Source organism: Embleya sp. NPDC055664 (assembly GCF_053618075.1).
Window position 1 is genome coordinate 413227 of sequence record NZ_JBSHGZ010000004.1, and the last position, 12473, is coordinate 425699.

A 12473-nucleotide genomic window follows, 5' to 3' on the forward strand; every position below is an offset into this window, starting at 1 on the left:
GGGAAGCCCTCATCTTCGGCGGAAACTTCGAGGGAGTCGCCGACCCGATTCCCCGACATTGCCCCCGAACCGGGCTCCGCGAGGCGGATCTCCCTCGGATCCCGCCGCTCTCGCGCTCACGCCTCCATCAGCAGGTACTGCCGCACGTCCAGGTAGCCGGACCGGAAGCCCGCCTCCGACCAGGACAGGTACAGGTCCCACATGCGCCGGAACACGTGGTCGAAGCCCAACGCCTCGACGTCGTCGGCCCGCCGGTCGAACCGCTCCCGCCACAGCCGCAACGTCTCGGCGTAGTGCAGGCCGTACGACCTGCTGTCCGCGACCCGCAGCCGGGTCGCGGCGGCGGCCTTGCGCACCGCGTCGTCGGAGGGGATCAGACCGCCCGGGAAGATGTACTTGTGGATCCACGTGTACGTGTCCCGACCGGCCAGCATCCGGTCGTGCGGCATCGTGATCGACTGCAACGCGACCCGGCCGCCGGGCGCGAGCAGTCGGTCCAGCACTGCGAAGTAGGTGGGCCAGTACTCCTCCCCCACCGCCTCGATCATCTCCACGCTGACGATCGCATCGTAACTGCCGCTCACGTGGCGGTAGTCGCGCAACTCGACCCGGACCCGATCGGCCAGGCCGGCGTTCGCGATCCGCGCCACCGCCAGGTCGCGCTGTTCGGCCGAGATGGTGATGGTGTGTACGTCCGCCCCGCGTTCGGCCGCGCGCAGCGCCAACTCGCCCCATCCGGTGCCGATTTCCAGCAGCCGGGTACCGGGGCCGACGTCCGCCAGGTCGAGCAGCCGGTCGATCTTGCGCCGCTGGGCCTCGGGCAACCCGTCCTCGTCGGCGCGCGGTCCGCCGTCGGGGCCCTGTTCGAAGACCGCCGACGAGTAGGACATCGTCTCGTCCAGGAAGGTGGCGAACAGCTCGTTCGACAGGTCGTAGTGCCGGTGGATGTTGCGCTTGGCGCCGGCCACGGTATTGCGCTGGGCACGCGGCAGGCGCGGTATCACCAGGGGGCGAAGTCGCTGAAGTGCCGGGGGAATCAGCGTGCTCACCCGGGAGGCGAACACGGTGAGCACCGCGGTCAGGTCGTCCGCCTCCCAGTCGCCCGCCTGATACGCCTCGCCGAAGCCGATCAGCCCACCCGTGCCCACCCGACGAAAGAACGCGTCCGGCCGCACGATCCGCATCACCGGCGCCTTCGCGTCCCCGTCGCCGCGCAGCGCGCCGTCGATCCACACCCGCAACGGCAGCCGGGCCACCGCTCGTTCGAACAGGAAGCGGGCCGCGGCGGCGCGCAGCGGTCGACGCGGCACCTCCGCCACATCGGGCCAGCGCACCGGATCGACCCGGGTCGGGGCAACCTCGATCACACTCAACGCAGACTCCCTCCAGTCCCGTGCCCGCACCACGGGTACGCCGCGCGGCCGCGCACCCGGTTGGTGCGACGTGACCGTCCGCGCCGCGCCTCCCTCCGGTTGGGCCGACCCGATCGACGGCTGCCCGCCTCGGGAGGAACGGCGACTCGTAGAACTCCCATTCGAGTCCCACTCTTCCCGGAACGGGCGGCGACAGCCGTGGGCCGGGAGAACCCGTGCCGACGGCCGCGGCGGAGCGTCGTGCGCGGCGCGCGGCGGCGGCCCGACGTGCGTCGGCTCCGCATCCCGGAGTCGAGGATGCGGAGCCGGTCTTCTTCGATCGTCGAGCGGGCGGATCACCGGACTCGGGGCTCAGCCCCCGCAGCCGCCACCGCCACAGCCCCCGCCTCCGCCGCAACTGCTCCCGCCACCGCAGCTGCTGCCGCCGTCGCCCCCGCCCCCGCCGCTGCCGCCGGAGCCGCCGTACGCGACCAGCGCGAGCCGGGCGTCCGGGTCGGGGTGTGCGGCCAGGCCCAGGCAGGCCACCACGAACAGGCCGGACAGCGCGCCCGCGCCGACCAGGGCACCGGAGCGGCGGTCGGCCCGCAACTGTGTGGTCAGCTCGCGCAGCTGCCGGCGGCCCGCCGCGGTGGTCCGAAAGCCCGCCGCGGTCAGCCCCGCGAAGACGAAGGTGAGCACGATCATCGGGACCAGGAAGCCGATCGGCCGGCTGTGCGCCAGGCCGTTGACGAAGCGGGCGATGCCCACCAGTCCGAGCACGAACAGCAGCCGGGAGGGCGTCTTGGCGATCCGACGCGCGAGCGGCGAGTGCAGCAGTCCGCGTTCGACCAGACTGCGCTCGATCTCCTCCCGCATGGGAGTGCGCGACCAGCCTCGCAGCAGGGCGAGTCGGGTGCCGCGCGTGGTGCGGACGACGTCCAGCATCGCCGCGGCCACCGGCTCCGGCGGACGCGATCCGGTCGCGGCGGTGACCCGACCGACCCGCTGGACGTGTACGTAGCCCTCGGTGATCAGGGACGCCAGGGCGGTGTCGGCGACCCGCATCGGGCCGCCCGCCAGGTAGGCCGCGTCGTACGCGCCCAGCGGCCCGCTGCGCGCCTGGCCGCGGACCGCCCAGGCGAGCACGATCCGCAACACGATCGCCAGGACCACGAGTCCGAGGGCGATCCCGCCGTAGAGGCGGAGAAACTCGGGACCCGTCAGACCCCACGCCGTGCCGTTCATGTGACGTCTCCTCCCGATGGTCCGACTCGCGGGTGTGTGCGGCTTGTTCACCCTGATCCGGAAGGTAGCAGTGGCCCGATCCCCCCGGTCAGAGGCATCTCCCTACGTTCCGGGGACCGTCGCCGAGCGGTCGCCGCGCGCTCGCCCGGCGGCCCCGTACCGACCCCGCGACCGACCCCACTCGACTGACTGATCGTCAGAACGGTGCCCGGGCTCGGTCGGATCCGCTCGCGGGTGCAGGATGGTGGTACACCCGTACACACGTGCCGTTCCGCCTTCCCCGAGGAGCCGTCATGACGGAGGCTGTCCGTCCCCAGCCCACCACCCGCGCGGAAGACGAGGTCGTCGACCTGTGTCGCGACCTGATTCGCATCGACACGAGCAACTACGGCGACGGATCGGGGCCGGGTGAACGGGCCGCCGCGGAATACGTCGCCGAAAAGCTGGCCGAGGTCGGCCTGGAGCCGAAGATCTACGAATCCGAGCGCGGCCGGGCCAGCACGGTGGTCCGGATCGAGGGCACCGACCGGTCCCGGCCGGGCCTGCTGATCCACGGCCACACCGACGTGGTCCCGGCGAACGCCGCCGACTGGACCCACGACCCGTTCTCGGGTGAGATCGCCGACGGCTGCGTGTGGGGTCGGGGCGCGGTCGACATGAAGGACATGGACGCGATGGTGCTCGCGGTGCTGCGCGACCGGGTACGGTCCGGCCGGCCGCCCGCGCGCGACGTCGTACTCGCCTTCGTCGCCGACGAGGAGGCCGGCGGGCTGTTCGGCGCCCGGCACCTGGTGAACAACCACGCCGACCTGTTCGAGGGCGTCACCGAGGCGATCGGCGAGGTCGGCGGCTTCTCCTTCACGGTCAACGAGGACCTGCGGCTCTACCTGGTCGAGACCGCCCAGAAGGGCATGGACTGGATGCGGCTGATCGTGGACGGCACCGCCGGCCACGGCTCGATGATCGCCAAGGACAACGCGATCACCGAACTGGCCGAGGCGGTCGCCCGGGTGGGGCGGCACAAGTTCCCGGTCCGGGTCACCAAGACCGTGCGCGCGTTCCTGGACGAGGTCTCCGACGCGCTGGGCATCGAACTCGACCCGGACGACATAGAGTCCACCATCGAGCGGCTCGGCCCGATCGCGAGCATCATCGGCGCGACCATCCGCAACACCGCGCAGCCGACCATGCTGAACGCCGGGTACAAGGTCAACGTGATCCCCGGGCAGGCCACCGCCCACCTGGACGGCCGGTTCCTGCCGGGCTTCGAGGACGAGTTCCACGCCGAGTTGGACGCGGTCCTGGGCCCGCGCGTACGCCGCGAGACGATCCACACCGACCAGGCCCTGGAGACCGGCTTCGACGGCGCCCTGGTCGAGGCCATGTCGGCCGCACTGCGCGCGCACGACCCGGCCGCGCGCGCCGTGCCGTATTGCCTGTCGGGTGGCACCGACGCGAAGTCCTTCGCCGATCTGGGCATCCGCTGCTTCGGGTTCGCGCCGCTCAAGCTGCCGGCCGACCTCGACTTCGCGGGCATGTTCCACGGCGTGGACGAGCGGGTCCCGGTGGACGGGCTGAAGTTCGGTGTCCGGGTGCTGGATCACCTGCTCGACAACGCGTGAGACATCGCCGAGCGGGGGCGCGCGGCCGGGCCCGGGAGGGGATCCCGAGGTCGCGTCGCGCGCCCGTCGGCACCGCCGGCCCGGGGTTTCCCGGCCATCGGGCCCGAACGAGTGAATACCTCGTGGAGCACGTAGCCTGCGACTGATCCGGTCGTTTCTTCTTGTGCGGCGCGCATGCGCGTCGTGGTGTCTACAAGGAGGACGGAAGAATCATGAAGAAGATGGGCAAGGCCGCGTTCATCGTCGCGGCCGGCAGTGGTCTCGTGCTCGCCGGTGCCAGCGGTGCCATGGCCGACGCCGAGGCGGACGGTGCCGCCGTCGGCTCCCCCGGTGTGCTGTCGGGCAACAACATCCAGGTGCCGATCCACGTGCCGATCAACCTGTGCGGCAACAGCATCGACATCGTCGGGATCCTGAACCCCACGTTCGGCAACACCTGCATCAACGCCTGATCCAGGCCCACGCCCTCGATGGCGTGTGGACGGCCCCGGGACCGCCACGGTCTCGGGGCCGTCCCGCTGTGCCGCCCACTCCCACCCGGGCCCGGCGGCGTCGGCGCATCGACGGTCGTCTTCGTTCAGCCGAGCGCCCGTCCGGGCCGAAGCGCGGGCGAAAACAATCGGAACACGGTTGCAAGGAAGGCCGAAACTCAGCCATACGAGCGAATCGCCGTCACCCCGGTGACCTCCGGTGTCGACTCTCGTTGGACGACCGTGCGGGGTCAACGTCCCCCGCCCCTCGCAAGAGAGACACAGGGGTACCTACATGCACCAGCTCGCCAAGAAGGGGCTGTTGGTCGTCGTCGCCACCGCGGGCGCACTCGCGTCCGCGGCCGTCGGCGTAGCCAACGCCGGCAGTGGGGCCGACGGAGCGGCCGTCGGCTCGCCCGGCGTGGCGTCGGGCAACAACATCCAGGTGCCGATCCACGTCCCGGTGAACATCTGCGGCAACACCGTGAACGTCATCGGTGCGCTGAACCCGGCCTTCGGCAACCACTGCGCCAACGTGTCGACCAACCAGCCGCCGCACACGAAGCCCCCGACGACGCACCCGCCGACCAGCAAGCCGCCGACCACGTGCCCGCCGAGCACCAAGCCCCCGACCACCAAGCCGCCGACCACGTCCCCGCCCACCACCGGCGGCACCAGCGGCGGCTCGACCGGCCACAACACCGGCGGGTCGACGGGCGGCAACACCGGCGGTACGACCGGCGGAACCACGGGTGGGACCACCGGCGGCACCACGGGCGGTACGACCGGCGGTAGCTCGGCGGGCAGCACCGGCGGCTCGACCGGCGGTTCCTCGCACGGCGGCGGAGCCCTCGCCCAGACCGGTTCCGACGCGCTGACCGTGGCCCCGATCGGCGCCGCACTGCTGCTCGGCGGCTTCGTCCTGTACCGTCGCGCGCGGCCCGCCCGGGACTGATCCCGACCCACGGGACCGACCCACATCGACCGGGCGCACGACGCACCCCGACGCACGCCCGGATGGACCGCTCGCCCCTGGGAGGACAGGGGCGGGCAGTCCGCGTTTCGCCTCGCTCACATGGTGCGCATCGCTCACATGGTGCGCACCTGTCGGATGATCCGGCGCCGGAGCACCACCCGGCGGCTGCCGTCGCCGCGCAGGAGCAACCGGTCCAGCTCCCAATATCCGTATTCCGCCTGCTCGGTCAGGATCCGACACGCGTCCCCTCGGGACGTGCCGCGCGGAATATCCAGTTGCCGAAACTCGTAGTCCGCCATGTTTCCATTCCCCGGCGCCCGCGCCGCCGGCGCGGTGACCGGCCTTTTGGTAGGCCAACGACTCCGCCATCAGTGAACCATTGTGCGCGCGTGGGGCTCTTGCGGATAACGTCACCCCATGACCGGTGTTGCGCAGCCCACGCCAGAGCAGGTCCGTGCCGCCGCGGATGTTCTCAAATCGGCGATCGACGACCATCTGGCCGCCGTCGAAGCCCGCCAGGGCGAGAGCGACCCGGCCGTCTTCGCCGCGTACGACGCGCTCGCGGCCGCCGCGGAGGCCTACGACGAGTTGTTGTACGACGCCTATGACGAGGTCACTCCGTTCGAGGTGCCGAGCAGCGGCGAGGAAGCCGAATACGAGGGGCCGACCAACCCCGAGGCGGTGACCGTGCTGATCCGTCGCGACTACGTGATCAAGGATCTGATCACGCTCGTCGACCACGCCCGCCGGGCCGACGCGGAGGCCGGCGAGAACGAACCGGCCGTTTCGCCGCGCGATACCGGCGCCGACAGCGCGTCCAGCGCGGTCGCGGTGCTCTTCGACGTCTACGATCCGGACGAGATCGCCCAGCGCGCCGACGAACTGGGCCTGGAACCGGGCGACTCGACCCTGTGGGTGTCCGCGATCGAGCCGACCGAACCGGGCGAATGGCTCGACGCCCCCTTCGAGGACGCGGATCCGCGCAGCATCATCTACCGGTTCGAGACGAGCACCGCGTACGAGGACGACCTGGAAGCCCTGGAACGCGATCTGCACTGATCGAGGCACCGACCGACGCACGGGTCGTCCGGGTGCGGGGGCGGCCTTTCCGGAGGCCGCCCCCGCACCCGGATGTGCGTGATGCCGGCTCAGTAGCGCAGCGCCAGGGCGATGCCGCCCGCGTCCGCGAGCGTGCCGTCGGGGACGAAGACCACCTTGCCGTCGCCTTCGAGGGCCGCCTCGACCACCGTGTCGACGATGTCGTCCTCGGCTCGACCGGCCAGTACCGCGTCCTCCGCGTGCGGGCCGGTGAGCACCTGGAGCGCGATCTCCCCGGTCGCCTCGACGATGACCAGGCGGCCGGTGACCCGCAGGCCCTCCTCGACCACGAGCAGCGCGCCGCGCCCGGCCCGGACCGGCGTCCACACCTCCTGGATGCCGCCCGCGTACCGCTTGGCGCTGCGCGCGTCGTCGAGCGCCCGCAGTGCGGCGGCGGTCGCCTCCTCGGCCAGCGCGGCCCGCGCCGGGGCCAGGATCTCGGCGAGCTGCGCGGCCGTGGCGTCGACCAGGCCGCCGACCTCCAGATCGCGCTCGGCCAGGTGCCCGGCGTTGCGGCTGCCCTCGCGGAACGCCTTGACCTGCGGGCGCAGGCCGACCAGGACGACCTTGCCGTCGCGGTTGGGCCCGACGAGCGCGTGGGCCAGGTGTTCGTCGGCCTCGTTCAGCAGTCGGCGAAATTCCTCGCTCACCCCCATGCCGCCGCCCTCGCGCCGGAGTTGGCCGTCGGGCTCGGGCGCGGGTGTGGTGACCGGGAACCCGTCGACGCGCGCCTCGTACACGTGCTCGCCCCGGCCGCGCCACAACCGTGCCTCCTGCTCGCTGAGCACCAGCGCCCAGTACGGGGTGAGCCGTTCCGCCGCGGAGACCAGGTTGCGGGTGAGGTAGGTGGTCGCGAAGACGATCCGCTCGCTCACCGGCGCCTCGATCCTGAAGGCGTAGTGCTCGTCCGCCGACGCGTAGAGCACCAGACCGTCGAGGAAGCTCTCCGGATCCAGTTCGGCCGCCGCGGCCCGGAGCCGTTCCGCCGTCTTGATCCGCACCTCCCGGGTCACCTCCGGGTCTGCCGCCAGCCGCTTCTCCGCCTCGGTGAGCACGTTCCGCAGCCGGATGTGGTCCTGCTGGTTCTCCGGGCGGTGCCGGTGCGTGGGCAGCGTCAGGGACACCAGCGGGTACGCGCGGGGACGGCGCAGCTCGGCGAGCAGGTCCGGCGTCAGGGCGGCGGTGGTCATGCGGTCTCCTGGCGTGCGTTCAGGCCTCACGGCATCGGCAAACACACCGTCCTATGCCCGCTTCGGCAGGAAAATCGCGCGAATCACCCGACCGGCTCGCAGCCCCGGATGGTCACCGATCCGGAAACGCTTGTTGACCGTGAGTCAGGAGTGACTTTAGGTTGAGCCCTCACCGTCCATGGGGATCCGGCCTGCCCGGAGACCGTGGTCCGCCCGGACCGGGGTGGGCCCGTGCGAGGAGCGACCACGTGCGATCCGTGCTCTCCCGGCGGCCAGCCCTCGTGGCCGCGCTGCTCGGGTCGACCCTGACCACCGCCGCGTGCGGCGACGACTCCGCCGCCGGCGGTTCGTCCCGCGACGCGATGACCGTGCTGGTCACGCAGGAGGCGCGCAGTCTCGACCCGATCGTGGCGAGCCTGTCCCAGATCACCGGCGGTACGCAGGCCGCGGCGGTCTTCGACGTGCTGTTGTGGATCGATCCCAAGACCGGCCGGGCCCAGCCGCAGTTGGCGGAGAGCGCGACGGCGGCGGAGGGCGGTCGGGTCTGGACGTTGCGGTTGCGGCCGGACCTGAGGTTCTCCGACGGCACCCCGCTGGACGCGGAGGCGGTGAAGTTCAACTGGGAGCGGCACGCGGATCCGGCGAACAAGTCGCTCCAGGCGCGGGTGGTCGCCGGGATCGGCATATCCGTGGCCGACAGCCGGACCGTCCGGGTCACGCTGCCGGCCCCGAACGCGCACTTCGACAAGGTGATCGCGCACAACCTGGCGTTCATCGGCTCGCCGACGGCGATCAAGGCCGATCCGAAGGGGTTCGGCGCCAAGCCGGTGGGGGCCGGGCCGTATCGGCTGGAGAGCTGGGTGCGCGACCAGCAGATGGTGTTCAAGCGCAACCCGAAGTACTGGCAGGTGGGCTCCCGGCCGCCGCTCAAGGAACTGATCCTCAAGCCGGTGGTCGACCAGTCGCAGCGGCTGGCGATGCTGGGTGCCGATCAGGCCCAGGTGTTGACCACGGCGCAGGCCAAGTTGATGGGCGACGCGCGCAAGGCCGGGCTGCCGGTGGTCACCGAGGGCAAGAGCGGCGGTTTCATGACGCTGTTCAACACGGCCCGACCGCCCTTCGACGATCCCCGGGCGCGGCGCGCGTTCGCGTTGATCATGGATCCGGCCGCGCGGACGAAGGTGGTCACCGACGACGCCGGCAAGCCGCTGAGCACGTTCCTGCGCCCGGGTTCGGACTTCGTCGCCTCCGACGCGCCGCTGCCCGCGAACAACCGGGTCGAGGCGCAGCGCCTGCTCGACGCGCTCGCCGCCGAGGGCAAGCCGCTGAGCTTCACCTACAGCACGTACAACAGCCCGGGCTCGCACGTGACCGCCGAATACTGGCTGGCCCAGCTCGCCACGATGAAGAACATCAGCATGAAAACCGAGTTCCTGGAGGGCACCCAGTACCTCCAGAAGGTGCAGATCCAGCGGCAGTTCGACGCGGGCGAGTTCGTGTTGTCCTTCGACGACCCGGAACCGGTGTTGTACAACTTCCTGCACTCCAAGGGGCAGGACAACCACATGCAGTGGAAGAACCCGGCGGTGGACGGGGCGCTGGAGCGGGCCCGGGCCACCACCGATCCGGAGGTCCGGCGGGCCGCCTATGCCGAGGTGCAGCGGGCGCTGGCGGAGGATGTGCCGATGTTCGCCTACGAGCAGGCGTTCACCGCGGCGATCCGGGCGAAGAACGCCAAGGTGGTCGACCTGACCGTGTTCGAGGACGGGTTGATCATGTTCGACCGGTTGGGTCTGGCCTGATCGCGAGCGGGCGCGACTCGGCGACGGGGGCGGCCGGGGCGGGGATCGGCACGGCCGTGGGGCCGCCGGGTTCGGGGATGCACAGGCAGGCGATCAGCGCGCAGCCGGCCACCGCGCCGGCGATCACGAATATCACCATGTAGGCGTGCAGCGCGGGCAGTTCGCGACCGGCGGCGGAGATCGTGTACGACGTGAGCACGGCCGCCACCACCGCGCTGCACACCGCCTGGCCGATGGTGCGCATCAGCGCGTTGATCCCGTTGGCGGCGGCGGTCTGCGCGGCGGGCACGGCCCGGATGACCAGCATCGGCAGCGCCGAGTAGCACATGGCGGTGCCGGAGGCGACGACCGTGGCGCCGGCGATGACGGTCCACAGGTCGTGGCTGGTGAAGATGCGCACGACGTAGCCCAGGCCGAGCAGGACGGCGCCGAGGCCGAGGCAGAAGCGTGGTCCCCGGGTGGCGGTCAGCCGGGTGGAGAGGGGGGAGAGCACGACCATCATCACCCCGCCGGGGAGCAGGCACAGGCCGCCGGCGGCGACCGAGAGGCCGAGGCCGTAGCCGCTCGCCTCGGGTGTCTGGACCAGCTGGGCCGTGGACAGGCTGTTCGCGTAGAACGAGAAGCCGATGAACAGCGCGGCGATGTTGGGCAGCAGCACCGCCGGGCGGGTGGTCACCCGCAGGTCCACGAGCGGGGTGCGGGCCCGCCACTGGTGCCGGCACCAGCCGAGCAGGATCACCGCGGCGGCGCCGATCAGGCCGGCCGTCCGGGCGCTGCCCCAGCCCCACGCGGCGCCCTTGGAGACCGCGAGCAGCAGGCAGACCAGAAACGCGGCCAGGCCGAGCGAGCCGATCACGTCGAAGCGGCCGGGGGTGCGGACCGGCGACTCGCGGACCACGAGCACGACCAGGGTCAGCACCACCAGGGCCAGCGCCGTGGCGGCCCAGAACATCACGTGCCAGTCGGCGTGGTCGACCACGAGGCCGGCCAGCGGGAGGCCGACGGCGGCGCCGATGCCGAGCGTCGAGCTCATCATCGCGATGCCGCCGCCGACCTTGGCCGGCGGCAGTTCGTCGCGCAGGATGCTGATCCCCAGCGGGACCACCGCGGTGGCCATGCCCTGGAGGGTGCGGCCGACGATCAGCACGCCGATGTCCGAGGTGAGCGCGCACATCAGCGAGCCGATCGACAGCACGACCATGGCCAGGACCAGCATGCGCTTCTTGCCGAACATGTCGCCCGCCCGGCCGAGCAGCGGGGTGCAGACCGCGCCGCTGAGCAGCGTGGCGGTCAGGGTCCAGCTCACCGTCGAGGCCGAACTGCCGGTCAGCGCGGGCAGGTCCGGCAGGAGCGGGACGACGACGGTCTGCATCAGCGCGGCGACGATGCCGCAGGAGCCGAGGACCGGTACGAGGAAGCGCCGTCGCGCGTCGTGCGGGGTCGAGGCGGGGCCGGTCACGAACGCTCCGGGTGGGAGAGGGCGGAAGGTCGGCCCCACCCTAGGGATAGATGTACGACACATCAATCGTTTGCGGACACCTTTGCCCGCTCCTTGCGCAGCGGCGCGCCCACCCGGTGCATGTGGCCGAGCGCCTGCCGATACGAGGTGATCGCGCTCGTCTCCAGGTAGGGCACCCCGAGCCGGGCGCAGTGCGCGCGCACGATCGGCTGTGCGCGGCGCAGGTTCACGCGCGGCATGTTCGGCACCAGGTGGTGTTCGATCTGGTAGTTCAGCCCGCCGAGCAGCCAGTCGGTGACCGGACCGCCGGTGACGTTGCGCGAGGTCAGCACCTGGCGGCGCAGGTGGTCCCACTTGACGCCCGGCTCGGGCATCGGCATGCCCTTGTGGTTGGGCGCGAACGCCATGCCCAGGTGCAGGCCGAGCAGCGCGTGGGTGAGCAGCACGAAGACCAGGGCCTTGACCGGCGACATCGAGATCGCCAGGACCGATATGTACAGGGCGTAGTGCAGGGCCAGCACCGAACCCTCGACCCGGCGCTCGCGCGGGGTGCGCTCCTTGAGCGCCATCAGGCCGTTGACCTTGAGGTTGAGCCCTTCGAGCAGCAGCAGCGGGAAGAACAGCCGCGCCTGGTTGCGGGTCAGCCACCCCATCAGGCCGGTCCGGCCGCCCGTCTGGTCGGCGTCCCAGACCAGCACGCCGACCGCGACGTCCGGGTCCTTTTCCCGGTGGTTCGGGTTGGCGTGGTGCTTGTTGTGCTTCGCGTTCCACCAGCCGCAGCTCATCCCCATCAGCAGGTTGCCGTGCAGCAGGGAGAGCACGCGGTGGGTGCGGGCGCTGCGGGCGATCTGCTGGTGGCCCGCGTCGTGGCCGACGAAGGACGCGCGGGTGGTGAACAGCGCGACGGGTATCGCGAGGGCGAGCTGCCACCACGAGTCGCCGACCCGGACGACCGCGGCCCAGGAGCCGAGCAGGAGCAGCAGGTTCAGGCCGATCGAGCGGGCGTACCAGGCGGTGCGCCGCTCCAGCAGGCCGGCGGCCTTGAGGTCGGCGAGCAGCGGCGCGAAGTCGCTGCCCCGGCGCGGGGCGGCGGCCTCCGGGGTATCCAGGATCGGTGCGGTCATGGTCATGGGGCGTCCCCGAATTCAGGTTGCGGATGATCGGTCGAGCACGCCGACCGGGCGTAACTCGACGCTATTGATCACCCGCGCGGGGAACGAGCCGGTCGGCCCCCGGATGCAGGGGCATCTCCACCTCCC

The 12473-nt window shown here is 71.5% G+C and carries 11 protein-coding genes; 5 read left to right on the plus strand and 6 right to left on the minus strand.

Annotated features, from left to right (window positions below; translation table 11 throughout):
• Positions 1-116 precede the first annotated feature (116 nt).
• Positions 117-1367: a class I SAM-dependent methyltransferase gene (locus tag ACWGR4_RS09645; protein WP_452133966.1), complete on the minus strand. Its 1251-nt coding sequence runs from the start codon at positions 1365-1367 to the stop codon at positions 117-119.
• 357 nt (positions 1368-1724) lie between these two features.
• Positions 1725-2597 (minus strand): TIGR04222 domain-containing membrane protein, encoded by an 873-nt coding sequence (locus ACWGR4_RS09650; protein ID WP_379998448.1) that lies wholly within the window; start codon positions 2595-2597, stop codon positions 1725-1727.
• A 293-nt stretch (positions 2598-2890) separates the two neighbouring features.
• Here ACWGR4_RS09650 and ACWGR4_RS09655 point away from each other — a divergent pair, with 293 nt between their 5' ends.
• The 3 genes from ACWGR4_RS09655 to ACWGR4_RS09665 all read left to right on the plus strand — a co-directional run bounded on the left by ACWGR4_RS09655 (position 2891) and on the right by ACWGR4_RS09665 (position 5644).
• The gene (locus ACWGR4_RS09655) at positions 2891-4219 is read left to right on the plus strand and encodes a M20/M25/M40 family metallo-hydrolase (RefSeq protein WP_452133965.1); all 1329 of its coding nucleotides are present in this window, start codon (positions 2891-2893) and stop codon (positions 4217-4219) included.
• Positions 4220-4431: 212 nt separating this feature from the next.
• Entirely contained in the window at positions 4432-4671 is a 240-nt protein-coding gene (locus ACWGR4_RS09660; protein ID WP_379998452.1) for a chaplin, read from the plus strand.
• 313 nt (positions 4672-4984) lie between these two features.
• A complete protein-coding gene (locus ACWGR4_RS09665; protein WP_379998454.1) occupies positions 4985-5644 on the plus strand; it encodes a chaplin in 660 nt (219 codons plus the stop codon).
• 134 nt (positions 5645-5778) lie between these two features.
• Here the strand turns inward: ACWGR4_RS09665 and ACWGR4_RS09670 are convergent, their stop codons facing one another.
• Positions 5779-5964 (minus strand): DUF5703 family protein, encoded by a 186-nt coding sequence (locus tag ACWGR4_RS09670; protein ID WP_078978027.1) that lies wholly within the window; start codon positions 5962-5964, stop codon positions 5779-5781.
• A 118-nt stretch (positions 5965-6082) separates the two neighbouring features.
• Here ACWGR4_RS09670 and ACWGR4_RS09675 point away from each other — a divergent pair, with 118 nt between their 5' ends.
• Positions 6083-6724, plus strand: coding sequence for a hypothetical protein (locus ACWGR4_RS09675; protein ID WP_078978026.1), 642 nt, complete (start codon positions 6083-6085; stop codon positions 6722-6724).
• Positions 6725-6813: 89 nt separating this feature from the next.
• On the opposite strand, the gene ACWGR4_RS09680 is transcribed toward ACWGR4_RS09675, so the two are convergent.
• The gene (locus ACWGR4_RS09680) at positions 6814-7953 is read right to left on the minus strand and encodes a baeRF3 domain-containing protein (protein WP_379998458.1); all 1140 of its coding nucleotides are present in this window, start codon (positions 7951-7953) and stop codon (positions 6814-6816) included.
• A 248-nt stretch (positions 7954-8201) separates the two neighbouring features.
• Between ACWGR4_RS09680 and ACWGR4_RS09685 the strand changes: the two genes are divergently transcribed.
• Positions 8202-9755: an ABC transporter substrate-binding protein gene (locus ACWGR4_RS09685; protein ID WP_379998460.1), complete on the plus strand. Its 1554-nt coding sequence runs from the start codon at positions 8202-8204 to the stop codon at positions 9753-9755.
• On the opposite strand, the gene ACWGR4_RS09690 is transcribed toward ACWGR4_RS09685, so the two are convergent.
• Entirely contained in the window at positions 9727-11277 is a 1551-nt protein-coding gene (locus ACWGR4_RS09690; protein ID WP_452133875.1) for an MFS transporter, read from the minus strand. The two genes, ACWGR4_RS09685 and ACWGR4_RS09690, sit on opposite strands and share 29 nt — an antisense overlap.
• Complete coding sequence (locus ACWGR4_RS09695) at positions 11277-12344, minus strand: fatty acid desaturase family protein (protein ID WP_452133874.1); 1068 nt, start codon at positions 12342-12344, stop codon at positions 11277-11279. The genes ACWGR4_RS09690 and ACWGR4_RS09695 overlap by 1 nt, the downstream gene beginning before the upstream one ends.
• Positions 12345-12473 lie beyond the last annotated feature (129 nt).